Source organism: Pseudomonas sp. KH_017, from assembly GCF_057840285.1.
Genome location: NZ_CM174509.1, coordinates 1,058,857 through 1,083,787, shown reverse-complemented (window position 1 = coordinate 1,083,787; position 24,931 = coordinate 1,058,857). Strand labels below are relative to the sequence as shown.

Here is a 24,931-nt window from a genome sequence, read left to right as displayed (position 1 = left end):
GCCCTTTCCATCCCACGGGAAAAACCTCGATCAGCGCTTATCGCGACGCTTCTTGTCGGCCTTCTTGTGGTGCGACATCAAACGACGCTTCTTGTTGACCTGACGGTCGGTGAGCGTGTTCTTGTTGCCTTCGTACGGGTTCTCGCCACCCTTGAACTCGATGCGGATCGGCGTACCGACCAGCTTCAGGACACGACGGTAAGTGTTTTCCAGGTAACGAACGTAAGACTTCGGCACCTTCTCGATCTGGTTGCCGTGAATCACGATGATCGGCGGGTTCGCACCACCCAAGTGGGCGTAACGCAGCTTGATCCGGCGGTTGTTGACCATCGGAGGGGCGTGCTCACCGACTGCATCTTCCAGGATCTGGGTCAGGCGGTTGGTCGGCCAGCGGGTTACTGCGGACTTGAACGAGTTCTGTACCGACGCGTAGAGGTTGCCCACGCCGGTGCCGTGCAGTGCCGAGATAAAGTGAATATCGGCAAACTCGACGAAGAACAGGCGACGCTGCAACTCGATCTTGACGAAGTCGCGCTCGCTCGGCGTCATGCCGTCCCACTTGTTGATCGCGATGACCAATGCACGACCGGCCTCGAGGGCAAAGCCCAGCAGGTTGAGGTCGTGGTCCACCACGCCTTCGCGGGCGTCCATCACGAAGATCACCACGTTGGCGTCTTTGATCGCTTGCAGGGTTTTGACCACGGAGAACTTTTCGACTTCTTCGTGGATCTTGCCGCGCTTGCGCACACCGGCGGTGTCGATCAGCGTGTACTTCTCGTCGTTACGCTCGAACGGGATGTAGATACTGTCGCGGGTGGTGCCGGGTTGGTCGTAGACGATTACCCGGTCTTCCCCGAGCATGCGGTTGACCAGGGTCGACTTGCCGACGTTCGGCCGGCCGATGATCGCGATCTTGATCCCGTCTTTTTCGCTTGGGCCAGGAATGCGCTTGGCTTCCTCGCCTTCGGCGACGTCTTCTTCCTCGCCTTCTTCCAGCTCGTCGTCGTCTTTCGGGAAGTCACTCAGGGCGATTTCCAGCATCTGGGTGATGCCACGACCATGAGCACCGGCGATCGGGATCGCGTGGCCCATGCCCAACGGAGCGAATTCGGCGCGGGCCATTTCCGGGTCGATGTTGTCGACCTTGTTGGCAACCACGTAGGAACGCTTGTTACGCTTGCGCAAATGCTCGGCGATCATCTGGTCGGCGGCGGTGAAGCCGGCCTTGGCATCTACCAGGAACAGAACGACATCTGCTTCTTCGATGGCCAGCAGCGACTGCTCGGCCATCTTTTCGTCCATACCGTGCTCGTCACCGGAGATACCGCCGGTGTCGATCAGAATGTAGGAACGCCCTTGCCACTTGGCCTCACCGTACTGGCGATCACGGGTCAGACCGGACAAGTCGCCGACGATGGCGTCACGAGTCCTGGTCAGGCGGTTGAACAAGGTGGACTTGCCGACGTTTGGTCGGCCCACCAGGGCGATTACGGGAACCATGCGGCTCTCCACTTCGTTATTTCAGAAAATACAAAAGCCGCTGCGAGGCAGCGGCTGGTGCTCGGGGCAATCACTGTAGGAGCGAGCTTGCTCGCGAAAAACGCAAAAACACCGCGTTTATTCAGACAGCAAACGTAATCGTTGACGTCCATCGCGAGCGAGCTCGCTCCTACAAGTGAAGCAGCCTGGGGGGTTAACCCCAAGCATAGTCAAACCTTTACTTAATGGTCAGGGCTTCCAGTTTGCCGCTGTTGCCATACACATAAATCGTGTCACCCACCACCAGCGGACGGGCACGCAGGCCGTCGCTGTCGATGCGCTCGCGGCCGACGAAACGACCATCCACCTGACTCAGCAGGTGCAGGTAACCTTCCAGGTCACCGACTGCAACGTAGCTGGAGAACACTTCCGGAGCCGACAGTTGACGGCGGGCCAGAGAGTCGTTGCTCCACAAGGCTGTGGTGGAACGCTCGTCGATGCCTTCAACGGTGCCCGAAGACAGGCTCACATAAGCGGTACCGAAACCCTGGGCGACACCGGAATAGCTGGAAGCATCACGCTGCCAGAGCTGACGGCCGCTTTGCAAGTCCAGAGCGGCAACGCGCCCCTGATAGCTGGCGACATACAGCGTCTCGCCCGACAGCAGCAAGCCACCGTCGATGTCGACCACGCGCTCCAGCTCCGAACGACCTTGCGGGATCGCTACGCGCTGTTCCCACACAGGCACGCCGTTGGAGATGTCCACGGCAACCACTTTACCGGTCGACAGGCCAGCCACCGCAAGGCGGTTGGTCACGATCGGCGCACTAGTACCACGCAGGGTCAGTACCGCAGGCGTGCTGTCATAGATCCAGCGACGGTTACCGGTGGAGGCATCCAGGCCGATCAGACGATCGTCCTGGGTCTGAACCACCACGACGTCACCGTTGTTGGCTGGCGGCGCCAGTACTTCGCTGGACACGCGAGCGCGCCACTTTTCTTCACCGTTGATCGCGTCCAGGGCAACGATTTCACCCTTGATCGTACCAATGGTGACCAGACCGTAAGCTACGCCAACGGCGCCGGAGACAGGCAGCTCGAGGTCTTTCTTCCATTTGACGTCGCCGGTGTTGCGGTCCATCGCCATCAACACGCCAGTGACGTCGGCGGCATAGATGGTATCGCCATCGATGGCCGGAACCAGCATGTTGTAGGATTCGCCCTGACCGTCACCGATCGAACGACTCCACTGCTTCTGCAGAACCACCTCTTCCTTGAAGTCGACCAGTTCGGCCGGAGGCAGTTCTTTTTTGCTGTTGCTGCTGCAACCCGCGGCCAACAAGGCCAGAGCCAGCAATGCTGCATGTTTCCAACGAATCACGTCACGCATCCCCTTTGGCCAGGTCGTCCAGCTTGATTTGCAGGCCACCGACCGCCGCTTCATCCGACAGTGCCGCCTTGGCTTTTTGATACGCCGCGCTCGCCTCGTCGGTACGACCCAGCTGCACCAGCAGGTCGCCCTTGAGCTCTTCGCGAGTGGCCAGGAATGCCTTGTCGGCATCGCCTTCGAGAAGCTTCAGTGCTTCGTCGGCCTTGTTCTGCGCGCCGAGTACCTGGGCCAGACGCTGACGGGCGATTTCGCCCAGCGCCGGGTTGGCCGGTTTGGCGACAATGGCTTTGAGCTCGGTGGCCGCGTCGTCCAGCTTGCCGCTGTCGACCGCTACCTTGGCCACAAACAGGCTGCCGTACTGCGCGTAGGCGCTGCCGCCGAACTCGCTGTTGAGCTTGCCGGCCAGGTCCGAAACACGGGCCGCATCAGGCTTGCCGTCAGGCGTCAGCGTGGTTTCGAGCAATTGCTGATAGAGAATCGAGGCGCCTTGCGACTGATTGCTCTGATATTTCTGGAACGCCTGCCAGCCGAACACGATGACCAGCGCCAACAGGCCGCCAGTTACCAGGGGCTTGCCGTTGCGTGACCACCACTCCTTGAAATCCGCCAGATGTTCGTCTTCGGTACTCGACACCCCAATACTCCTTAATCGCTAATTCGGCTGTTTAGACAGCTTCAACCCTGCACGACGCAGGTGGCCAGGTGTGCTGCAAGCGCATCCCAGGCAATGCTTTGTTGTTCGCCCTGGCCACGCAGGGGTTTGAAACCTACCACTTGCTGGGCCATTTCGTCGTCACCGAGGATCAGCGCGTACAGCGCGCCGCTCTTGTCGGCCTTCTTGAACTGGCTTTTGAAACTGCCGGCGCCGGCATTCACTTGCAGGCGCAGGTTGGGCAACTGATCACGAACGCGCTCCGCCAGGGTCAGGCCGGCCAGTTCGGCAGCTTCACCGAAGGCACAGAGGTAGACGTCGACCTGCCGGGAGATCTCTTGCGGGATCTGCTCCAGGGTTTCCAGCAGCAGCACCAGGCGTTCGATGCCCATGGCAAAGCCAACACCGGCGGTCGGCTTGCCGCCCATCTGCTCCACCAGGCCGTCGTAACGGCCACCGGCACACACGGTGCCCTGGGCGCCGAGTTTGTCGGTGACCCATTCGAAAACGGTCTTGCTGTAGTAATCCAGCCCGCGAACCAGCTTCGGGTTGATCACGTAAGGAATGCCGGCGGCGTCCAGACGAGCCTTGAGGCCCTCGAAGTGCACACGGGACTCTTCGTCGAGGTAGTCGGCCATTTTCGGCGCATCGACCAGAATCGCCTGTGTCTCGGCGTTCTTGGTGTCCAGGACCCGCAACGGGTTGGTCTTCAGGCGGCGCTGGCTGTCTTCGTCCAGCTTGTCCAGGTGTTGCGACAGGAACTCGACCAGTGCTTCGCGATAACGACCACGGGACTCGCTGGTGCCCAGGCTGTTGAGCTCGAGTTTCACCGCATCGCGGATGCCCAGCTCGCCCCACAGGCGCCAGGTCAGCACGATCAACTCGGCGTCGATGTCCGGACCGTCGAGGTTGAACACTTCGACACCGATCTGATGGAACTGGCGATAACGGCCTTTCTGCGGACGCTCGTGGCGGAACATCGGGCCGATGTACCAGAGTTTCTGAACCTGGCCGCCGCCGGTGATGCCGTGTTCCAGCACCGCGCGCACACAGGCCGCCGTGCCTTCAGGGCGCAGGGTCAGGGAGTCGCCGTTGCGGTCGTCGAAGGTGTACATCTCTTTTTCGACGATGTCGGTCACTTCACCGATGGAACGCTTGAACAGTTCGGTGAACTCGACGATCGGCATGCGGATCTGCTTGTAACCGTAGTTATCCAGCAGGCGCGAAACGGTGCCTTCGAAATGACGCCACAGAGGGGTCTGCTCGGGCAGGATGTCGTTCATGCCACGAATGGCTTGCAGAGACTTGCTCACTATAAATCCTTAAATTCGTTCGGCTCTTCAGTCAGGTTCAGCCGCGCGCGATAACGGCAGCGTCAGCTTCGACCTTTTCGGCCGCTTTCTGGCGGATCAAGCGTTCAAGCTCATCCACCAGATTGTCATTCGTCAGCTTCTGCGACGGCTTGCCGTCGATGTAAATCAGGTTCGGCGTGCCACCGGTCAAGCCGATATGGGCTTCCTTGGCTTCGCCCGGGCCGTTGACCACGCAACCGATAACCGCGACATCCAGCGGCACCAGCAAATCCTCGAGGCGCCCTTCCAGCTCGTTCATGGTCTTGACCACATCGAAGTTCTGCCGCGAGCAGCTCGGGCAGGCGATGAAGTTGATGCCACGGGAACGCAGGTGCAGGGATTTGAGAATGTCGTAGCCGACTTTCACTTCCTCGACCGGGTCGGCCGCCAACGAGATGCGGATAGTATCGCCAATCCCTTCGGCGAGCAGCATACCGAGGCCCACGGCAGATTTCACCGTACCGGAACGCAATCCACCGGCTTCAGTGATGCCCAGGTGCAGCGGCTGGACGATTTCCTTGGCCAGCAAGCGGTAGGCTTCGACGGCCATGAACACATCGGAGGCTTTCACGCTGACCTTGAAGTCCTGGAAGTTCAGGCGTTCAAGGTGCTCGACGTGACGCAAGGCAGACTCGACCAGCGCAGCCGGGGTCGGCTCGCCGTATTTCTTTTGCAGGTCTTTTTCCAGGGAACCGGCGTTGACGCCGATACGGATCGGGATACCGCGGTCACGGGCGGCATCCACCACCGCACGCACGCGGTCTTCGCGACCGATATTGCCCGGGTTGATCCGCAGGCAATCGACACCCAGTTCGGCTACGCGCAAAGCGATCCGGTAGTCGAAGTGAATGTCGGCAACCAGGGGTACTTTGACCAGCTGCTTGATCTTGCCGAAGGCTTCGGCGGCGTCCATGTCCGGTACGGAGACCCGCACGATATCGACGCCGGCCGCTTCCAGGCGATTGATTTGCGCGACAGTGGCCGCGACATCGTTGGTGTCGCTGTTGGTCATGCTCTGCACAGCGATAGGCGCATCGCCGCCAACAGGCACGTTACCGACCCAGATCTTGCGGGATTCGCGACGTTTGATTGGAGATTCGCCGTGCATGACTTATTGACCCAATTTCAGGCGAGCAGTCTCGCCACTGGTGAACGGAGCGACATCAACCGGCTGGCCGTTGTAGCTGACCTGAGCGCCGCGGGCAAAGCCCAGGCGCACGGTAAACGGTGGTTTGCCATTGACTGCCAGGCTGTCGCCTTTGCGTTTGAGACCGCTGAACAGCACCTTGCCGCTACCGTCGGTCACTTGTGTCCAGCAATCGGCGGTGAACTGCACCTTGACCTGGCCTTGACCGGCCACTGGCGCGGCTACCGCTGGAGCAGGAGCCGGAGCGACAGGGGCCACCGGTGCAGTCACCACAGGGGCCGGGACAGCAGGAGCTGCCGGAACCGGAGTTGCCGGCGTGGTGTGCGCGGGTACGGCTGGTGTGGTCGGCGCTGCCGGGGCGACGGGTGCAGTCGCTTGAGCCTGCTCTGGTGCTTCAGCCGGAGCGTCGGCCTGTGGCAGCGCGAGGGCGGTTCCGCCTTCGGTCTGACCTTCCACGACGGCCTGGTCTTCCGGCTCGTCCAGCGGATGAATCTGTGTCGTACCGTCGGCGCCTTCGACTTCAACGTGCTCTGGTGCCAGACCGATCAGGTCCTTGGTGCGCATCGAGGTCTGATCCTGCCACCAGACAAAACCGCCGCCAATCACCGCGACCAGCAACAGCAGGCTGACGATTCGCAAAATGGTGTGGGAAACCCGGACCGGTTCTTCGATGCGACCCAGGCTGTGAACACTGCTGCCCTGGGAATCGGTACCGGTGGATTGATCGAATTGCTGGACCAGAACGGCCTGGTCCATGCCGAGCAATTTGGCATAGGCACGAATGTAACCACGGGCAAAAGTATGCCCGGGCAGCTTGTCAAAGGCGCCTGCTTCCAGATTGCTCAGGGAAGTGGTGGTGAGGTTGAGCTTGAGGGCCACTTCGGCCAGCGACCAGCCATTGCTTTCGCGGGCCTGGCGCAAAATCTCACCGGGGTTTACGCGATTCGCTGCTACAACTTCGGGATGCGCCGCTTTCATCATTGCTCCGACAGGTATTGCTGATATTCCGGCGTACCGGGATAGAGTCTTTTTAGTTGCAGGCCGGCACTTGCGGCCTTGTCGCGGTCTTCGAACACTTTTGCCAGCCGAATGCCGAGCAACAGACTACGTGCATTTTGTTCGGAGAGCTGGCTAAAACGGTCGTAATAGTCACGCGCGGGCACATAATGCCTGTCTTCGTAAGACAACTCAGCCATTTCCAGCAATGCACGAGGTTGTTGGCGGTTCAGGCGCAGGGCTTTTTCCAGTTGCTGCAGGGCCAGATCGCGCTGACCGAGCATTGCAGCGGTCATGCCCAGGTTCTCGAACACCCGCGAACGCTCAGGATACAGGGTATCGGCAGCGGCTTGTTCAAAGCGCTCGTAGGCTTCCTTGTAACGCTTCTGCTCGAACAGAAAACTGCCGTAGTTATTGAGGATTCGTGCATCGGCGGGACGAGAAGCCAGCGCCTTGCGAAAATGCTCGTCGGCAAGTTCCGGTTCCATCTCGGCCTGGAACACCAGCCCCAACGCCGCATTGGCATCAGGGTCGGAGCCATCCAGATCCAACGCTTTCTTCAGCGGAACCTTGGCGCGCTCGGTCATGCCTTGTTGCAAATACCCGATACCGAGTTGCACATATGCCTGACGCGCTTCATCGCGGCCCTTGCTGGTCTTCATCGGGTTGTAATCGCCCGAAAGCACGCAGCCAGCACACAGGCTGGCCAACAGCAAAAGCAGCGCAAAGCGCAGGGACATAGAGTTCCTCTCTTGGTTATTTCGCGGCGTCTTGCGCTACATCGCTGTCGGCGTTGAGTTCACGCACGGCGATATAACGCTCGCTGCGACGGGTGCGATCCAGCACCTGCCCTACCAATTGACCACATGCGGCGTCGATGTCTTCACCACGGGTGGTGCGGACGGTGACATTGAAACCTGCATGGTGAAGCTGATCCTGAAAACGACGAATCGCATTATTGCTCGGACGCTCGTAACCGGAATGCGGGAACGGGTTGAACGGGATCAGGTTGATCTTGCACGGGATGTTCTTCAGCAGCTCGATCATTTCCACCGCGTGCTCGACCTTGTCATTGATGTCTTTGAGCAAGGTGTACTCAATGGTCAGCACGCGCTTTTCGCCGAGATTCGACATGTAGCGCTGGCACGACTCGAGCAGCATCTTAAGCGGATACTTCTTGTTGATCGGCACCAATTGGTTACGCAATGCGTCATTCGGTGCGTGCAGGGACAACGCCAGCGAGACGTCGATGTGCTTGGAGAGCTCATCGATCATCGGCACCACGCCGGAGGTCGACAGGGTCACACGGCGCTTGGAAATGCCGTAGCCCAGGTCGTCCATCATCAAATGCATGGCCGCGACGACGTTGTCGAAGTTCAGCAGCGGCTCACCCATGCCCATCATCACCACGTTGGTGATGGCACGGTCGACGGTTGCCGGGACGCTGCCAAAGGATTTGTTGGCAATCCACACCTGGCCGATGACTTCGGCGGCGGTGAGGTTGCTGTTGAAGCCTTGCTTGCCGGTGGAGCAGAAACTGCAATCCAGGGCACAGCCTGCCTGGGACGAAACGCACAAGGTGCCGCGCTTGCCCTGGGGAATGTACACGGTCTCGACGCAGCTGCCGGACGCCACGCGCACCACCCACTTGCGGGTGCCGTCGCTGGAGATGTCCTCGCTGACCACTTCCGGACCACGGACCTCAGCAACAACCTTGAGTTTTTCACGCAAGGCCTTGCTGACGTTCGTCATGGCATCGAAATCATCGACGCCAAAATGGTGAATCCATTTCATTACCTGACCGGCACGGAAACGCTTCTCCCCGATTGAGTCGAAGAATTTTTCCATTTCCAGCTGAGTCAGACCCAGCAGGTTAATTTTTACAGTCGATGTAGTCATGGATTCACCTTCACTCTTAAGCCAATGCTTAGCGAGTGGTTACTTCAGTAGCTGCGAAGAAGTACGAGATTTCGCGAGCGGCAGCGGCTTCGGAGTCCGAACCGTGTACAGCGTTGGCGTCGATGGAGTCAGCGAAGTCAGCACGGATGGTGCCGGCAGCAGCTTCTTTAGGGTTGGTAGCGCCCATCAGCTCACGGTTCAGAGCGATAGCGTTTTCGCCTTCCAGAACCTGAACGACAACCGGACCGGAGATCATGAAAGCAACCAGGTCGTTGAAGAAACCACGAGCGCTGTGCTCAGCGTAGAAGCCTTCAGCTTCGGCTTTGGACAGTTGCTTCAGCTTCGAAGCTACAACGCGCAGGCCAGCTTTTTCGAAACGAGTGGTGATCTCGCCGATAACGTTTTTTGCAACGGCGTCAGGCTTGATGATGGAGAAAGTACGTTGAACAGCCATGGTGTAACTCCAGAAACGGTAATTTACGAAAAATTAAACCCGCGAATTATACGCGGGTTCTCGGGTATTGCCTAACTGCGTACGGTGCAGACTCAGTCCGCTTCTTCGATCCAGGCGGCCTGAATGGCTTCAAGCACCTTCTCGCCACCGCGGGTCGGATCATCGCTGAACCCCGGCAATGCCAGCACCCACTGGTGCAGATCGACGAAGTTCACGTAACGCGGATCCACATCCGGCTTGCTTTCAGCCAGCTGGATCGCGATCTCCAGCACATCAGTCCACTTGAGTTTCATGACAATTCCTTGAATCAGTGCGCTGCCTCGGCTGCGTGGTTGAGCGAGTACTTCGGAATTTCGACGGTCAGGTCTTCGGTACCGACCTTGGCCTGGCAACCCAGGCGCGATTGAGCTTCCAGCCCCCAAGCCTTGTCAAGATAGTCCTCTTCCAGCTCGTCAGCCTCTTCCAGCGAGTCGAAACCCTCGCGGATGATGCAGTGGCAGGTGGTGCAGGCGCAGACGCCGCCACAGGCACTTTCCATCTCGATATGGTGCTCATGGGCCAGCTCGAGGATGGACGTACCGGTCTCAGCCTCCACAACCATGCCTTCGGGGCAAAACTTCTCGTGTGGCAGAAAAATGACCTGCGGCATCGTTATTCCTCAATCTCATTCAGGTTGCGCCCCGCCAGCGCGGCTTTCACCGTCGAGTCCAGGCGGCGGGCAGCAAAGGCGTCGGTCACTTGCGACAGACGCTTGGTCTGCTGCTCGATGGCGTAACCATCGGTACCATTCATCAGTTCGGTCAGTTCCTGCACCTGCATGTCGATGACCAGGCGCTCTTCGGCATCGAGCAAACGCTCGCCATCCGCCTCCAGAGCGGCCTGCACCGCTTCGATCAGGCGCTGGGCGTCGACCTGCTGTTCGCGCAGCACGCGGGCAACCTTGTCGTCATTGGCGTGCTGGAACGAGTCCTTGAGCATCCTGGCGATTTCGCCGTCGGTCAGGCCGTAGGACGGCTTGACCTGAATGCTCGCCTCAACGCCCGAACCCAGTTCACGGGCGGAAACGCTGAGCAGACCGTCAGCATCGACCTGGAAGGTCACGCGGATCTTCGCCGCGCCAGCCACCATCGCCGGAATGCCGCGCAATTCGAAGCGCGCCAGGGAGCGGCAGTCGCTGATCAGCTCGCGCTCGCCCTGCAATACGTGGATGGCCATGGCCGACTGGCCGTCTTTATAAGTAGTGAAGTCCTGGGCGCGGGCGACGGGGATGGTGGTGTTGCGCGGAATCACCTTCTCCATCAGACCGCCCATGGTTTCCAGCCCCAGGGACAGCGGAATCACGTCCAACAGCAGCAACTCGCCGCCGTCACGCTTGTTGCCGGCCAGGGTATCGGCCTGGATCGCAGCACCGATGGCTACCACTTGATCCGGGTCGATTTCAGTCAGCGGCTGGCGACCAAAGGCTTCGGCGACGGCGTCACGAACGCGAGGAACGCGAGTCGAACCACCGACCATGACCACGGCATGCACGTCTTCCAGTTCGATACCTGAATCACGCACCGCACGACGGCAGGCTTTCAGGCTGCGAGCGACCATCGGCTCGATCAGCGCGTTGAAGGCTTCGCGGGTCAGCTCGGCTTTCCAGTCGCCATGGGCCACTTCAACGGCCGCAGCATTGGTCAGGGCTTCCTTGGCCGCACAGGCGGTTTGCAGCAAGTTGCGCTGCGCACCCGGATCGAGGTCGGCGGACAGGCCAGCGCTCTCGATGATCCAGCCAGCGATCGCGTGGTCGAAGTCGTCGCCACCCAGGGCGCTGTCGCCTCCGGTAGCCAAAACTTCGAAGACACCGCCGGTCAGGCGCAGAATCGAAATATCGAAGGTGCCGCCGCCCAGGTCGTAAATCGCGACCAGGCCTTCAGCGTGCTGGTCCAGACCGTAAGCCACGGCTGCCGCGGTCGGCTCATTGAGCAAGCGCAGCACGTTCAGACCGGCCAGCTTGGCCGCGTCCTTGGTGGCTTGACGCTGAGCGTCGTCGAAATAGGCCGGAACAGTGATCACCGCACCCACCAGTTCGCCACCCAGGGTCGCTTCAGCACGCTGACGCAAGACCTTGAGGATATCGGCAGAGACTTCGACCGGGCTTTTCGGGCCCTGGATCGTCTCGATGAACGGCATGTGCGACTCGCCATCGACAAAGCGGTATGGCAACTGATCACCAAGCTGCTTGACGTCGGACAGACCACGACCCATCAAGCGCTTGACCGACAGCACGGTGTTCAGGGGATCGGTAGCGGCGGCCAGTTTGGCGGATTCGCCAACCTCGACGCGATCGGCGTGGTAGCGCACGGCAGACGGCAGGATGACCCGCCCTTCTGCGTCGGCAAGTGGCTCGGAAAGACCACTGCGCAATGCAGCGACCAGCGAATTGGTAGTGCCCAAGTCGATCCCCACAGCCAGACGACGCTGGTGCGGTTGAGGACTTTGGCCGGGTTCGGCGATCTGCAGTAGGGCCATCGTTATCAGGACTTATCTGTATATCAGGCGTGCGACCGGAGCGGCACTGGGTTAATCGTCGAGGCGCTCTTCTAACTGGCGCACTTCGTAGGTGAGCTTGTCGAGGAACTGCATGCGCCGCATCAGGCGTTCGGCCCGTTCACGGTGCGCAGCATCGTTCCAGCAAGCTGCGAAGCTTTGGTTCAGTTCATCCTGGGCAGCCTTCAGGCGACGTTTGAAGACGGCAACGCCATTGAGGTCGGCGCTGTCCTGCAGGTCTTCGAGCTCTTCGCGCAACTCCATCTGTTGCAGCAGAAACTCCGGATCATGCACCGTGACCTCCAGCGGCAGCTCGCCACCATTCAAGGCGAGCAGGTAACGCGCGCGCTTGGGTGGACTCTTGAGCGTCTGGTAGGCCTCGTTGAGGCTCGCGGATTGCTCCAGCGCCAACCGCTGCTCGCGCTCGGAAGCGTCAGCAAAGCGGTCCGGATGAACGCCGCGCGCCAACTCTCGGTAGCGCGTAGCCAGCTGATCGAGGTCCAGATCGAAACTCGGTTGCAGCTCAAATAAAGCAAAATGACAAGGAGTACCCACGACAAGCCTCAGATGTTGAAGCTTTCGCCGCAGCCACATTCACCGCGTACGTTGGGGTTGTTGAACTTGAAGCCTTCGTTCAACCCTTCCTTGACGAAATCGAGCTCGGTGCCGTCCAGGTAGGCCAGACTTTTCGGGTCGATGATCACTTTTTCGCCGTGACTTTCGAACACCTGGTCCTCTGCAACCACCTCGTCGACAAACTCCAGCACGTAGGCAAGGCCGGAACAGCCTGTGGTGCGAACACCCAGACGAATCCCTTCACCTTTGCCGCGCCCGTCGAGGGAGCGCCGCACGTGTCGAGCAGCCGCTTCTGTCATGCTGATAGCCATCGGTGACTCCTTACTCGTCGCCAAAACTCGAAAATCAGATCAAGCCTTTCTTCTGCTTGTAATCGCGTACAGCGGCCTTGATGGCGTCTTCAGCGAGTACCGAGCAGTGAATTTTCACTGGCGGCAGGGCCAGTTCTTCAGCCAGCTGGGTGTTCTTGATGGTTTCCGCTTCGTCCAGAGTCTTGCCCTTCATCCACTCGGTGGCGAGGGAGCTGGAAGCGATAGCCGAACCGCAGCCGTAAGTCTTGAACTTGGCATCTTCGATGATGCCGGCGTCGTTGACCTTGATCTGCAGGCGCATCACGTCGCCGCACGCCGGAGCGCCGACCATGCCGGTGCCGACATCAGGGTCTTCCGCGTCCATCTTGCCGACGTTGCGCGGGTTTTCGTAGTGGTCGATGACCTTTTCGCTGTAAGACATGATTCTCAATCCTCACTCATCGGGGCCGCTCTTGAGGCCCTGCAGTTGCGCTGCGTTTACCGCCGCGTTGCTACAGGACCTGTATCCGGCGGCTTCTATAGTTAGTGTGCCGCCCACTCGATCTTCGAGATATCGACGCCGTCTTTGTACATGTCCCAGAGCGGCGACAGAGCGCGCAGCTTGATAACGGCCTCGCAGACTTTCTGCGCGGCGTAGTCGATTTCTTCTTCGGTGGTGAAGCGGCCGAAGGTGAAACGGATCGAACTGTGGGCCAGTTCGTCGTTGCGGCCCAGGGCACGCAGCACGTACGAAGGCTCAAGGGACGCCGAAGTGCAAGCCGAACCGGACGAAACCGCCAGGTCCTTGAGCGCCATGATCAGCGACTCGCCTTCAACGTAGTTGAAGCTCAGGTTCAGGTTGTGCGGAACGCGGGCGGTCATGCTGCCGTTGACGTACAGCTCTTCCAGGTGCTCGACCTGCTTGTAGAAACGGTCGCTCAACGCCTTGATGCGTGCGTTCTCGGCAGCCATGTCTTCCTTGGCTACGCGGAAAGCTTCACCCATGCCGACGATCTGGTGGGTCGCCAGGGTGCCGGAACGCATACCGCGTTCGTGGCCGCCACCGTGCATGGTCGCCTCGATACGTACGCGCGGCTTGCGGCTTACGTACAGGGCGCCGATGCCTTTAGGACCGTAGGTCTTGTGGGCGGAGAACGACATCATGTCGACTTTCAGCTTCGAAAGGTCGATCTCGACCTTGCCAGTGGACTGAGCGGCGTCGACGTGGAACAGGATGCCCTTGGAACGGAGCAGTTCGCCGATCGCTGCGATGTCGTTGATGGTGCCGATTTCGTTGTTCACGTGCATGACCGAAACCAGGATGGTGTCGTCGCGCAGTTCGGCTTCGATCATCTCAGGGGTCACCAGGCCATCGGTACGAGGCTCGATGTAGGTCACTTCGAAACCTTCACGCTCCAGTTGGCGCATGGTATCCAGGACAGCCTTGTGCTCGATCTTGGTGGTGATCAGGTGCTTGCCCTTGGTGGCATAGAAATGCGCCGCACCCTTGATTGCCAGGTTGTCGGACTCGGTGGCACCGGAGGTCCAGACGATTTCACGCGGGTCGGCGTTGACCAGGTCAGCGACCTGACGACGGGCGTTTTCGACGGACTCTTCGGCTTTCCAGCCGAACACGTGGGAACGGGACGCCGGGTTACCGAAGTTTCCGTCGACCAGCAGGCATTCACTCATTTTTTGCGCAACACGCGGATCAACCGGGGTGGTCGCAGAGTAATCAAGGTAAATCGGCAATTTCATGGACTATCTCCTAAATCAGGCTGGCTGGCGTGCCGCTAGCTCTTCGGCTGTCATTCGACGGCGGACGCTTCAATCTTGTCCAGGCGTGGCGCCTTGCTGTTGCAACGGCGTTGGTCCTGACGCTGGGCTACTTCTTGCACCTCACGGCGAGTCACAAGATCAGCCAAGCTGATACCGCTCAGAAATTCGTGAATCTGCAGGCTCAGATCGCACCACAAGTGGTGAGTCAGGCAAGTGTCGCCGGAATGGCAATCACCCTGCCCTTGGCATTTGGTTGCATCGACCGATTCGTTCACTGCATCGATCACCTGGGCGACCTGGATGCCCTGCATGTCGCGGGACAATTGGTAGCCACCGCCCGGACCGCGCACGCTGGACACCAGATTGCTGCGGCGCAATTTGGCGAAAAGCTGTTCGAGGTACGACAGGGAGATGCCTTGGCGCTCGGAGATATCGGCCAGGGACACGGGCCCGTGCTGCGCGTGCAATGCCAGATCGAGCATGGCGGTCACGGCGTATCGGCCTTTTGTAGTCAGTCGCATGGACAATTACCACGGAGTTCGGAATGAGGCGAGTATGCAATTCCCGAGTATTTAAGTCAACTATAAGACCTAGTACTTTAGTCAGGTTTACCCGCAAAAGAGCGGCAGCATCATAGCAAAGCCTGGCTGTGGACAGCCAGCAATACCGAGTTACCGCTCTTCGCGAGCAAGCCCGCTCCCACAGGGGAATGCGTTTCAAATGTGGGAGTGGCGGTGCGACGATTCGACTTGCTCTTGAAGGGAGCGACTCGGTCTAGCTGGCCTGACTCTGATCCTTGTCCTTCACACACGCGAAGTCTTCTTCGCGCAGCTCAGGCAGATCTTTCGCACAGTAATTGCTGCCCAGGTCCTTCAACGCCCCGCACATCCCCTCCAGACGCCCATCGACCGCCTGCAGGTGATCGAGCAGCTGACCAATGGCACGCGCCACCGGGTCGGGCATGTCTTCAGTCACGCCGTAGGCATCGAAGCCGATTTTCTCGGCCATGGCCTTGCGCTTGGCGTCCTGCTCTTCGTCGGGCTTGACGATGATCCGCCCCGGAATACCTACCACAGTGGCACCCGGCGGCACTTCCTTGGTCACGACGGCATTGGAACCCACCTTGGCCCCGGCACCGACAGTGAACGGGCCCAGCACCTTCGCGCCCGCCCCGACCACGACGCCATCACCCAAGGTCGGGTGACGCTTGCCCTTGTTCCAGCTGGTGCCGCCCAGGGTCACGCCCTGGTAAATAGTGACGTCATCGCCAATCTCGGCGGTTTCACCGATAACGATGCCCATGCCATGGTCAATGAAGAAGCGTCGACCGACCTTGGCACCCGGATGGATCTCGATCCCAGTCAACCAGCGCCCGAAGTTCGACACCAGCCGCGCCAGCCATTTCAGGTCCGCGCGCCACAGCATTGCCGACAAACGGTGAATCCAGATGGCATGCATGCCGGGGTAGCAGGTCAGGACTTCAAAAGCGTTACGCGCCGCCGGGTCTCGGTGGAATACGCTCTGGATATCTTCACGCAAACGCTCGAACATCATTAATCCTTCCGCTTAAGGAGCTCACCACGGGCCGCTTTCTGGGTTTCCGTGAGGATGCCACGCAAAATATTCATTTCCGCCCGGCTGACCGAGCTGCGTCCGTACAACCGGCGCAGGCGCGCCATCAAGTGCCGTGGCTTTTCCGGATCGAGGAATTCGATGGCCACCAGGGTCTGCTCCAGGTGCTCATAGAATCGCTCCAGCTCGTCCATGGTCGCAAGCTCAGCGCTTTTGACCGAAGCCACTTCTTCCTTCTCGACCTTGCTCGGCTGACCTTGGGCCGCCAGCCAGGACATGCGCACTTCATAACCCAATACCTGCACCGCCGCCCCAAGGTTCAGCGAACTGAACTCAGGGTCCGATGGAATGTGCACGTGATAATGACATCGCTGCAGCTCTTCGTTGGTCAGGCCGGAATCTTCACGACCGAACACCAGGGCAATTTCCGCACCCTGCCCGGCTTCCTCGACCACCTTCGTTCCGCATTCGCGGGGATCGAGCAACGGCCAGGGAATGCGCCGGTCGCGGGCGCTGGTACCGAGCACCAGGTTGCAGCCGACCAGGGCATCTTCCAAGGTGGCGACGACTTGCGCGTTTTCAAGGATGTCCCCGGCACCGGAGGCACGGGCATCGGCCTCGTGATGCGGGAACAGGCGCGGCTCGACCAGCACCAGCCGCGACAGCCCCATGTTCTTCATGGCACGCGCAGCCCCGCCGATATTGCCCGGATGGCTGGTATTGACCAGGACGACACGAATGTTTTGCAGCAAGGGAGGCGCTCTCGAACACAATAATCGGGAGCAGAATCTTACAGCTCATCCTACCGTTAAGCCATGAAAGCGAACGTCGTCCTTCTCCTGTAGAAACTTTCTGATAGAATGCCCGGCTTTCTTTAACAACCTTAGGTGACACATCCATGCAGCCCATGCTGAATATCGCGCTGCGCGCCGCCCGCAGCGCCAGTGAATTGATCTTCCGCTCCATCGAGCGCCTGGATACCATCAAGGTCGACGAAAAAGACGCCAAGGATTACGTATCCGAGGTGGATCGCGCCGCCGAACAGAAAATCATCGACGCCCTGCGCAAGGCCTACCCGAACCACTCGATCCTGGGTGAAGAGACCGGCATGCACGCCGGCACCGGCATCGAAGGCGAAGAGTACCTGTGGATCATCGATCCACTGGACGGCACCACCAACTTCCTGCGCGGCATTCCTCATTTCGCTGTCAGCATCGCCTGCAAATACCGCGGTCGCCTGGAACACGCTGTTGTCCTGGACCCGGTTCGCCAGGAAGAATTCACCGCCAGCCGTGGTCGCGGCGCTCAACTGAACGGTCGTCGCCTGCGCGTCAGCGGCCGCACCAGCCTGGACGGCGCCCTGCTGGGTACCGGCTTCCCGTTCCGTGACGATCAGATGGACAACCTCGACAACTACCTGGGCATGTTCCGCGCCCTGGTTGGCCAGACCGCCGGCATCCGCCGCGCAGGCTCGGCGAGCCTGGACCTGGCCTACGTGGCCGCCGGCCGTTTCGACGCCTTCTGGGAGTCGGGCCTGTCCGAGTGGGACATGGCTGCAGGCGCCCTGCTGATCCAGGAAGCCGGCGGTTTGGTGAGCGACTTCACCGGCGGTCACGACTTCCTTGAAAAAGGCCACGTCGTTGCCGGCAACACCAAGTGCTTCAAGGCCGTATTGACGGCGATCCAGCCGCACCTGCCGGCCTCGCTGAAGCGCTAAGCTTCCTGCGACAGAGAAAGCACCCTTCGGGGTGCTTTTTTTATGCCTACAATTCGCCTTCGATAACACCACAACCCCACTGTAGGAGCGAGCTCGCTCGCGATGGTCGTCAACGATAACACGGGCATTCTGGATGAACGCGGTGCCTTTGAGTTCTTCGCGAGCAAGCTCGCTCCTACAGGGGATTGCTGTGGCGCATAAATCGCGGGCACAAAAAAAGCACCCCGCAGGGTGCTTCTTTTTTAATCCGGCTTCAGCAGATCACTGAGCTGCCTGATTCTCCGACAAGATCAACTTGCCTTCCTTATCCACCGGAATCTGGTTGCCTGGATCACGATCCATGCGCACTTTGCCTTCCTTGCCGTCCAGCGAATACCGCACGTCGTAACCTACAACTTTGTCGCTGATGTCATTAACCGTGTTACAGCGGGTCTGGGTCGTGGTGTAGGTGTCACGCTCTTGCATGCCTTCCTGCACCTTGTTGCCGGCGTAACCACCACCGACAGCACCCGCGACCGTGGCGATCTTCTTACCGGTGCCGCCACCGATCTGGTTACCCAGCAAACCACCTGCCAATGCACCGACCACCGTACCGGCGATCTGATGTTGATCTTTCACCGGCGCCTGCCGGGTGACCGCTACATCCTTGCACACTTCACGTGGAGTCTTGATTTGTGTCTTGACCGGCTCAACGGCGAGTACTTGTGCGTACTCCGGGCCGCTTTTAACCAGGCTGTAGGTGGCCACAGCACCCCCGGCAGTAACACCGACAGCACCCAGTACAGCACCAACCAGCATCGACTTGTTCACATGAACCTCCTGGACCATCACATGCGGAACGTGTCCGCGCTTCTCCCTGCCTTGGAGCACAAAAAAAGGCGCGAGTTCAACTCGCGCCTTTTTTGGACTACATCACCCGAAGACTGCCTTGGGATAGAGAGCCCTTCAAGGACGGTCGTCGACTTCCTTCTCGGTATTGGCCGGAGGAATCAGGTCTTCCGTGCTCAGGTTCAGCCAGATCAGCACCACGTTCGCGATGTAGATCGACGAGTAAGTACCCGCCAGAACACCAATGAACAGGGCGATGGAGAAGCCGAACAGGTTGTCGCCACCGAAGAACAACAGGGCCGCGATCGCCAGCAAGGTGGAGATCGAAGTCGCCATGGTCCGCAGCAGGGTTTGCGTGGTCGAGATGTTGATGTTCTCGATCAGGCTGGCCTTGCGCAGTACCCGGAAGTTCTCGCGAACCCGGTCGAATACCACGATGGTGTCATTGAGCGAGTAACCGATGATCGCCAGTACCGCCGCCAGCACCGTCAAATCGAAGGTGATCTGGAAGAACGACAGGATACCGATGGTCACGATCACGTCGTGGATCAAGGACACGATCGCACCGACCGCGAACTTCCACTGAAAGCGGAAAGCCAGGTAGATCAGGATCCCGCCCAGCGCCATCAGCATGCCGAGGCCGCCCTGGTCGCGCAGCTCTTCACCCACCTGCGGGCCGACGAACTCGACACGTTTGACCGTCGCCGGGTTATCGCCGCCGACCTTCTGCAAGGCTTCGGCTACCTGGTGACCCAGTTGCGGGTCTTCGCCAGGCATGCGCACCAGCAGGTCGGTGGTTGCACCGAAGTTCTGCACGACCGCATCGTTATAACCGGCGCTCACCAGCTGCTCACGCACCTTGGAGACGTCGGCCGGACGCTCGTAGGTCAGCTCGATGAGCGTACCGCCGGTGAAGTCCAGGCCCCAGTTCATGCCCTTATGGAAGACACTGAATATTGCCAGTGCGGTAAGGAACAATGTGACGCCGAACGCGAAGTTGCGAACGCCCATGAAGTTGATTGTACGTAACATGGCAGCCCCTTAAATCCACAACTTCTTGAAGTCACGACCGCCGAAGATCAGGTTGACCATCGCGCGGGTCACCATGATGGCCGTGAACATCGAGGTAAAGATCCCGAGGGACATGGTCACTGCGAAGCCCTTCACCGGGCCGGTGCCCATGGCAAAGAGGATGCCGCCGACCAGCAAGGTGGTCAGGTTGGCGTCGAGAATCGCGGTGAATGCCCGGCCGAAGCCTTCGTTGATTGCACGCTGCACGGTCATGCCGGCGGCGATCTCTTCACGGATCCGCGAGAAGATCAGCACGTTGGCGTCGACCGCCATACCCATGGTCAACACGATACCGGCGATACCCGGCAGGGTCAGCGTTGCACCCAGCAGCGACATCAAGGCCAGCAGCATCACCATGTTCACCGTCAGCGCGACGGTGGCGATGAGGCCGAAGAAGCGGTAGATGGCCATGATGAACAGCGAGACGAACAGCATGCCCCACAGCGATGCATCGATACCCTTGGTGATGTTGTCGGCACCCAGGCTCGGGCCAATGGTGCGTTCTTCAGCGAAGTACATCGGCGCCGCCAGACCACCGGCACGCAGCAGCAGCGCCAGTTCGGACGATTCGCCCTGGCCGTTCAGGCCGGTGATGCGGAACTGCGCGCCCAGCGGCGACTGAATGGTCGCCAGGCTGATGATCTTCTTCTCCTCCTTGAACGTCTGCACCGGCACGTCTTTCTCGACGCCGTTGACCACTTGCTTGACGTAAGTGGTAACCGGACGCTGCTCGATGAAGATCACCGCCATGCTGCGACCGACGTTCGAACGGGTCGCACGGTTCATCAGCTCGCCGCCGTGACCGTCCAGGCGAATGTTCACTTCCGGCGAGCCCTGCTCACCGAAACCGGCCTTGGCGTCAGTCACCTGGTCACCGGTGATGATCAGGCCACGTTCGATGAGCGCAGGAGGACGGTTGCCCTCACGGAACTCGAAGGATTCGGAAGTGGCTTTCGAAGCACCAGGCTCAGCGGCCAGACGGAACTCGAGGTTGGCCGTCTTGCCGAGGATACGCTTGGCTTCGGCGGTGTCCTGCACGCCCGGCAGCTCAACCACGATACGGTTGGCGCCCTGACGCTGGACGATCGGTTCGGCAACACCCAGCTCGTTGACGCGGTTACGTACCGTGGTCAAGTTCTGCTTGATGGAGTATTCGCGGATTTCCGCCAGCTTGGCCGGGGTCATCGCCAGACGCAGCACCGGTTGACCATTGAGGTCGGCCGGAACAATGTCGAAATCGTTGAAGTTCTTGCGAATGATCGAACGGGCCTGTTCGCGGGTCGCTTCATCAGAGAAGCCCAGCTGAATGGCACCATCGAGTTGCGGCAGGCTGCGATAGCGCAGTTTCTCTTTACGCAACAGACTCTTGACGTCGCCTTCGTAGACTTTCAGGCGCGCGTCGAGGGCTTTGTCCATGTCCACTTCCAGCAGGAAGTGCACACCACCGGACAAGTCCAGACCCAGCTTCATCGGGTGCGCAGCGAGGTTGCGCAGCCATTGCGGGGTGGTTTGTGCCAGGTTCAGTGCAACGACGTAGTCATCACCCAATGCCTTGCGCACGACGTCTTTGGCCGGCAGCTGGTCTTCAGCCTTGGTCAGGCGAATCAGACCGCCCTTGCCGCCCTCTGCCAGGGTGGCAGCCTTGACGTTGATCCCGGATTCCTTGAGCGCAGCGCTCACACGATCCAGATCAGCCTGATTGACTTGCAGCGCAGTGCTTGCACCGCTGACCTGAATGGCCGGGTCATCAGGATAAAGATTGGGAGCGGAATAAATCAGACCGATCGCCAGCACCGCCAGGATCAGAATGTATTTCCACAGAGGATATTTGTTCAGCATCACGCCGCCCGTTTATGACGCGGGGCGCCTTGCGCGCCCCGTCGATTGAAAATGAAGTTGAAACTTAGATCGCTTTCAGCGTGCCTTTTGGCAGCGTGGCGGCGATGGCGCCTTTCTGGAACTTCATTTCGACGGTGTCGGAAACTTCCAGAACGACGAAATCGTCGGCCACTTTAGTGATCTTGCCGGCGATGCCGCCGGTGGTCACAACTTCATCGCCTTTCTGCAGGCTGCTCAGCAGGTTTTTCTGCTCTTTGGCGCGCTTGGCCTGTGGACGCCAGATCATCAGGTAGAAGATGACCAGGAAACCGACCAGGAAAATCCACTCGAAACCGCCGCCCATTGGGCCGGCAGCAGGTGCAGCGGCGTCAGCCATGGCATTAGAGATAAAAAAGCTCATTTAGCACTCCAGTTGCAAATGTTGAATCTTGGGGTCAGTAAACTCAGTCCAAAGGCGGCACGGGAAGCCCGCGTTTGGCGTAGAAGGCATCGACAAAGGCGGCCAATGTACCCTGTTGAATAGCCTCGCGCAAACCAGCCATAAGCACTTGATAATGGCGCAAGTTATGGATGGTATTGAGCATGCTTCCCAGCATTTCGCCGCATTTGTCCAGGTGATGCAGATAAGCGCGGGAGAAGTTCTGGCAGGTATAGCAATCGCAGGTCGGATCGAGCGGCGAATCATCATGGCGATGGAACGCGTTACGGATCTTCAGCACGCCGGTATCAATGAACAGATGCCCGTTGCGGGCATTACGGGTTGGCATCACGCAATCGAACATGTCCACACCGCGGCGCACACCCTCAACCAGATCTTCCGGTTTGCCAACGCCCATAAGGTAACGAGGTTTGTCAGCCGGCATCATGCCCGGCAGGTAATCCAGCACCTTGATCATTTCGTGCTTGGGCTCGCCCACCGACAGGCCGCCGATGGCCAGGCCGTCGAAACCGATCTTGTCGAGGCCTTCCAGGGAGCGCATGCGCAGGTCCTGGTGCATGCCGCCCTGCACGATACCGAACAGCGCCGCCGTGTTGTCGCCATGGGCTTCTTTCGAACGCTTGGCCCAACGCAGGGACAATTCCATGGAGATACGGGCGACGTCTTCGTCAGCCGGGTACGGCGTGCATTCGTCGAAAATCATCACGATGTCGGAGCCCAGGTCGCGCTGGACCTGCATCGACTCTTCCGGGCCCATGAACACCTTGGCGCCGTCGACCGGGGAAGCGAAGGTCACGCCCTCCTCCTTGATCTTGCGCATGGCGCCCAGGCTGAACACCTGGAAACCGCCGGAGTCGGTCAGGATCGGGCCTTTCCACTGCATGAAATCGTGCAGGTCGCCGTGCTTCTTGATCACTTCCGTGCCCGGGCGCAGCCACAGGTGGAAGGTGTTTCCCAGAATGATTTCAGCGCCAGTCGCCTCGATATCCCGTGGCAGCATGCCCTTGACCGTGCCGTAGGTGCCCACCGGCATGAAGGCCGGGGTCTCGACGGTACCGCGCGGGAAGGTCAAACGACCGCGACGAGCCTTGCCATCAGTGGCCAGCAGCTCGAAAGACATACGACAGGTGCGACTCATACTGTTTCCTCTGGGCCCGATTCTTTAGGGGCAGTCGGCGCAGGATTACGCGTGATGAACATCGCATCACCGTAGCTGAAAAAGCGGTAACCGTTGTCCACGGCAGCCTTGTAGGCGGCCATGGTTTCGGGATAACCGGCGAACGCCGAAACCAGCATCAACAGCGTGGATTCGGGCAAATGGAAGTTGGTGACCAGGGCATCGACCACATGAAACGGCCGGCCCGGGAAGATGAAAATGTCGGTGTCGCCACTGAACGGCTTGAGCACGCCATCGCGGGCGGCGCTCTCCAGGGAACGCACGCTGGTGGTCCCCACCGCCACCACGCGACCACCGCGAGCGCGGCAGGCGGCAACGGCATCGACCACGTCCTGGCCGACTTCCAGCCATTCGCTGTGCATGTGGTGGTCTTCGAGCTTCTCAACCCGTACCGGTTGGAAAGTGCCGGCGCCGACGTGTAGGGTCACGAACGCGGTCTCGACGCCCTTGGCGGCAATCGCCTCCATCAGCACCTGATCGAAATGCAGCCCCGCCGTCGGCGCCGCCACCGCGCCCAAACGCTCGGCGTAGACGGTCTGGTAACGCTCGCGGTCGGCGCCTTCATCCGGGCGGTCTATATAAGGAGGCAGCGGCATATGCCCGACACGGTCGAGCAGCGGCAACACCTCCTCAGTGAACCCCAGCTCGAACAACGCATCGTGCCGCGCCAGCATCTCGGCCTCACCACCGCCGTCGATGAGGATCTTCGACCCAGGCTTGGGCGACTTGCTGGAACGCACATGGGCCAGCACGCGATGACTGTCGAGCACCCGCTCCACCAGGATTTCCAGCTTGCCGCCGGAAGCCTTCTGGCCAAACAGTCGCGCCGGAATCACCCGGGTATTGTTGAACACCATCAAGTCGCCGGGGCGCAAATGCTCCAGCAGATCAGTGAATTGACGGTGTGCCAGGGCGCCGCTGACCCCATCCAGGGTCAACAGGCGACTATTGCGCCGCTCGGCCAGCGGATGGCGGGCGATCAGCAAATCAGGGAGCTCGAAGGTAAAGTCAGCAACGCGCATGATGGGGTGTCGTCTAGCAGGGCCGGGAAGTCTAGCGGAAATATCAAAAATTCTCCATGTACCTGATTGACCAGCGGTTATCTCATCTCTATACTTCGCCGCCATTGAGCCCTGATGGCGGAATTGGTAGACGCGGCGGATTCAAAATCCGTTTTCGAAAGGAGTGGGAGTTCGAGTCTCCCTCGGGGCACCAAAATTAAGAAAGGTCTTGCTTTGCAAGGCCTTTTTTTTCGCCTGCAAAAAAGTACCTGACACCCTACTGTCCTGTGTAGGAGCTGCCGAAGGCTGCGATCTTTTGATCTTGCTCTTCCCCGCAGCCCACACCCGCGGAACATTTCACAAGGATTTTCCCCATGGAATTGCAGCTGGAAAGCGTTGCTCTCTTCTCACTCAAACTGGCTTATGAGACGGAAAATTCAAGTCCGATTTTGCGTGATGATTTGGTCATGGGTGACTACCAGCGGGATGTGTTTGAGTTGCTGGTGCGGCAGGGGGATGTTGAGGGGATTCAGGTGAAGGTGGATGAGTGTGTGGGGTTGGCGCTGGAAGCTATTGGGGGCGTGGATAAGCCGTTGGGGCGGGAGTTGCGGAGGTTAGCGGGTGAATTTTCCAGCATTGAGACGTTGGCGCAGCTTGATGCCCCGCTCATCGCGCTCAAGGATTATCTAAAAGACATTCAGTGAATGTAGGCAGATGGCCTAAAAAGCGAGAACGCTCGAT

General features: G+C 59.5%; 27 protein-coding genes and 1 tRNA gene. 3 read left to right on the top strand and 25 right to left on the bottom strand.

The genetic code is table 11. The annotated features are described in order from the left end of the window. Positions 1 to 30 precede the first annotated feature (30 nt). From der to trmJ, 19 genes are all read right to left on the bottom strand, one after another. Positions 31 to 1,500 (bottom strand): ribosome biogenesis GTPase Der, encoded by a 1,470-nt coding sequence (gene der, locus AC3IT6_RS04890; protein ID WP_150754505.1) that lies wholly within the window; start codon positions 1,498 to 1,500, stop codon positions 31 to 33. Between the two features lie 217 nt (positions 1,501 to 1,717). Beyond that, on the bottom strand, positions 1,718 to 2,869 hold the full coding sequence (gene bamB / locus AC3IT6_RS04885) for an outer membrane protein assembly factor BamB (protein WP_150726782.1): 1,152 nt from the start codon (positions 2,867 to 2,869) through the stop codon (positions 1,718 to 1,720). Beyond that, positions 2,862 to 3,503 (bottom strand): tetratricopeptide repeat protein, encoded by a 642-nt coding sequence (locus tag AC3IT6_RS04880; protein ID WP_223446979.1) that lies wholly within the window; start codon positions 3,501 to 3,503, stop codon positions 2,862 to 2,864. The genes bamB and AC3IT6_RS04880 overlap by 8 nt, the downstream gene beginning before the upstream one ends. Before the next feature lie 41 nt (positions 3,504 to 3,544). Next, entirely contained in the window at positions 3,545 to 4,834 is a 1,290-nt protein-coding gene (gene hisS / locus AC3IT6_RS04875; protein ID WP_046040930.1) for a histidine--tRNA ligase, read from the bottom strand. Between the two features lie 37 nt (positions 4,835 to 4,871). Beyond that, positions 4,872 to 5,981, bottom strand: coding sequence for a flavodoxin-dependent (E)-4-hydroxy-3-methylbut-2-enyl-diphosphate synthase (ispG, locus tag AC3IT6_RS04870; protein WP_003185136.1), 1,110 nt, complete (start codon positions 5,979 to 5,981; stop codon positions 4,872 to 4,874). 3 nt (positions 5,982 to 5,984) lie between these two features. After that, a complete protein-coding gene (locus AC3IT6_RS04865; RefSeq protein WP_151213885.1) occupies positions 5,985 to 6,998 on the bottom strand; it encodes a RodZ domain-containing protein in 1,014 nt (337 codons plus the stop codon). After that, positions 6,998 to 7,756: a type IV pilus biogenesis/stability protein PilW gene (gene pilW, locus AC3IT6_RS04860; protein ID WP_223446975.1), complete on the bottom strand. Its 759-nt coding sequence runs from the start codon at positions 7,754 to 7,756 to the stop codon at positions 6,998 to 7,000. The genes AC3IT6_RS04865 and pilW overlap by 1 nt, the downstream gene beginning before the upstream one ends. Before the next feature lie 16 nt (positions 7,757 to 7,772). Further along, a complete protein-coding gene (gene rlmN / locus AC3IT6_RS04855) occupies positions 7,773 to 8,915 on the bottom strand; it encodes a dual-specificity RNA methyltransferase RlmN (protein ID WP_223446973.1) in 1,143 nt (380 codons plus the stop codon). 28 nt (positions 8,916 to 8,943) lie between these two features. Next, entirely contained in the window at positions 8,944 to 9,369 is a 426-nt protein-coding gene (gene ndk / locus AC3IT6_RS04850) for a nucleoside-diphosphate kinase (RefSeq protein ID WP_007903599.1), read from the bottom strand. Between the two features lie 92 nt (positions 9,370 to 9,461). Beyond that, positions 9,462 to 9,662, bottom strand: coding sequence for a Fe-S cluster assembly protein IscX (iscX, locus tag AC3IT6_RS04845; RefSeq protein WP_489354468.1), 201 nt, complete (start codon positions 9,660 to 9,662; stop codon positions 9,462 to 9,464). Between the two features lie 14 nt (positions 9,663 to 9,676). Continuing rightward, positions 9,677 to 10,018: an ISC system 2Fe-2S type ferredoxin gene (fdx, locus tag AC3IT6_RS04840; protein WP_007982752.1), complete on the bottom strand. Its 342-nt coding sequence runs from the start codon at positions 10,016 to 10,018 to the stop codon at positions 9,677 to 9,679. A 2-nt stretch (positions 10,019 to 10,020) separates the two neighbouring features. Continuing rightward, entirely contained in the window at positions 10,021 to 11,883 is a 1,863-nt protein-coding gene (gene hscA / locus AC3IT6_RS04835) for a Fe-S protein assembly chaperone HscA (protein WP_489354467.1), read from the bottom strand. A 51-nt stretch (positions 11,884 to 11,934) separates the two neighbouring features. Continuing rightward, positions 11,935 to 12,456, bottom strand: coding sequence for a co-chaperone HscB (gene hscB / locus AC3IT6_RS04830; protein ID WP_057716302.1), 522 nt, complete (start codon positions 12,454 to 12,456; stop codon positions 11,935 to 11,937). 8 nt (positions 12,457 to 12,464) lie between these two features. Further along, complete coding sequence (iscA, locus tag AC3IT6_RS04825) at positions 12,465 to 12,788, bottom strand: iron-sulfur cluster assembly protein IscA (protein WP_003227904.1); 324 nt, start codon at positions 12,786 to 12,788, stop codon at positions 12,465 to 12,467. A gap of 34 nt (positions 12,789 to 12,822) precedes the next feature. Beyond that, a complete protein-coding gene (gene iscU, locus AC3IT6_RS04820) occupies positions 12,823 to 13,209 on the bottom strand; it encodes a Fe-S cluster assembly scaffold IscU (protein WP_007982746.1) in 387 nt (128 codons plus the stop codon). 101 nt (positions 13,210 to 13,310) lie between these two features. Further along, the gene (locus tag AC3IT6_RS04815; protein ID WP_489354466.1) at positions 13,311 to 14,525 is read right to left on the bottom strand and encodes an IscS subfamily cysteine desulfurase; all 1,215 of its coding nucleotides are present in this window, start codon (positions 14,523 to 14,525) and stop codon (positions 13,311 to 13,313) included. A gap of 50 nt (positions 14,526 to 14,575) precedes the next feature. Beyond that, the gene (iscR, locus tag AC3IT6_RS04810; RefSeq protein ID WP_003227911.1) at positions 14,576 to 15,067 is read right to left on the bottom strand and encodes a Fe-S cluster assembly transcriptional regulator IscR; all 492 of its coding nucleotides are present in this window, start codon (positions 15,065 to 15,067) and stop codon (positions 14,576 to 14,578) included. Between the two features lie 253 nt (positions 15,068 to 15,320). Continuing rightward, on the bottom strand, positions 15,321 to 16,097 hold the full coding sequence (cysE, locus tag AC3IT6_RS04805; protein ID WP_095945783.1) for a serine O-acetyltransferase: 777 nt from the start codon (positions 16,095 to 16,097) through the stop codon (positions 15,321 to 15,323). A 2-nt stretch (positions 16,098 to 16,099) separates the two neighbouring features. Beyond that, positions 16,100 to 16,870 (bottom strand): tRNA (cytosine(32)/uridine(32)-2'-O)-methyltransferase TrmJ, encoded by a 771-nt coding sequence (gene trmJ, locus AC3IT6_RS04800; protein ID WP_103394285.1) that lies wholly within the window; start codon positions 16,868 to 16,870, stop codon positions 16,100 to 16,102. A 146-nt stretch (positions 16,871 to 17,016) separates the two neighbouring features. Here trmJ and suhB point away from each other — a divergent pair, with 146 nt between their 5' ends. Further along, the gene (gene suhB, locus AC3IT6_RS04795) at positions 17,017 to 17,835 is read left to right on the top strand and encodes a type III secretion system regulator SuhB (RefSeq protein WP_008053258.1); all 819 of its coding nucleotides are present in this window, start codon (positions 17,017 to 17,019) and stop codon (positions 17,833 to 17,835) included. Positions 17,836 to 18,096: 261 nt separating this feature from the next. Here the strand turns inward: suhB and AC3IT6_RS04790 are convergent, their stop codons facing one another. The 6 genes from AC3IT6_RS04790 to queA form a co-directional block, all read right to left on the bottom strand. Continuing rightward, a complete protein-coding gene (locus AC3IT6_RS04790) occupies positions 18,097 to 18,645 on the bottom strand; it encodes a glycine zipper 2TM domain-containing protein (RefSeq protein WP_150728289.1) in 549 nt (182 codons plus the stop codon). 135 nt (positions 18,646 to 18,780) lie between these two features. After that, positions 18,781 to 19,695 carry a protein translocase subunit SecF gene (gene secF, locus AC3IT6_RS04785; protein ID WP_150728288.1) on the bottom strand — a complete coding sequence of 305 codons (915 nt, stop codon included), beginning with the start codon at positions 19,693 to 19,695 and terminating at the stop codon, positions 18,781 to 18,783. Between the two features lie 9 nt (positions 19,696 to 19,704). Further along, positions 19,705 to 21,573 carry a protein translocase subunit SecD gene (gene secD / locus AC3IT6_RS04780; protein WP_489354465.1) on the bottom strand — a complete coding sequence of 623 codons (1,869 nt, stop codon included), beginning with the start codon at positions 21,571 to 21,573 and terminating at the stop codon, positions 19,705 to 19,707. Between the two features lie 64 nt (positions 21,574 to 21,637). After that, positions 21,638 to 21,973: a preprotein translocase subunit YajC gene (gene yajC / locus AC3IT6_RS04775; RefSeq protein WP_007982729.1), complete on the bottom strand. Its 336-nt coding sequence runs from the start codon at positions 21,971 to 21,973 to the stop codon at positions 21,638 to 21,640. 43 nt (positions 21,974 to 22,016) lie between these two features. Then, on the bottom strand, positions 22,017 to 23,132 hold the full coding sequence (gene tgt, locus AC3IT6_RS04770; protein WP_162130301.1) for a tRNA guanosine(34) transglycosylase Tgt: 1,116 nt from the start codon (positions 23,130 to 23,132) through the stop codon (positions 22,017 to 22,019). A 14-nt stretch (positions 23,133 to 23,146) separates the two neighbouring features. Then, the gene (gene queA / locus AC3IT6_RS04765) at positions 23,147 to 24,211 is read right to left on the bottom strand and encodes a tRNA preQ1(34) S-adenosylmethionine ribosyltransferase-isomerase QueA (RefSeq protein ID WP_489354464.1); all 1,065 of its coding nucleotides are present in this window, start codon (positions 24,209 to 24,211) and stop codon (positions 23,147 to 23,149) included. Positions 24,212 to 24,319: 108 nt separating this feature from the next. Here queA and AC3IT6_RS04760 point away from each other — a divergent pair. Beyond that, positions 24,320 to 24,404 (top strand) — tRNA-Leu (locus tag AC3IT6_RS04760). A gap of 160 nt (positions 24,405 to 24,564) precedes the next feature. Next, positions 24,565 to 24,894: a hypothetical protein gene (locus tag AC3IT6_RS04755; RefSeq protein WP_489354463.1), complete on the top strand. Its 330-nt coding sequence runs from the start codon at positions 24,565 to 24,567 to the stop codon at positions 24,892 to 24,894. Positions 24,895 to 24,931: the final 37 nt, after the last annotated feature.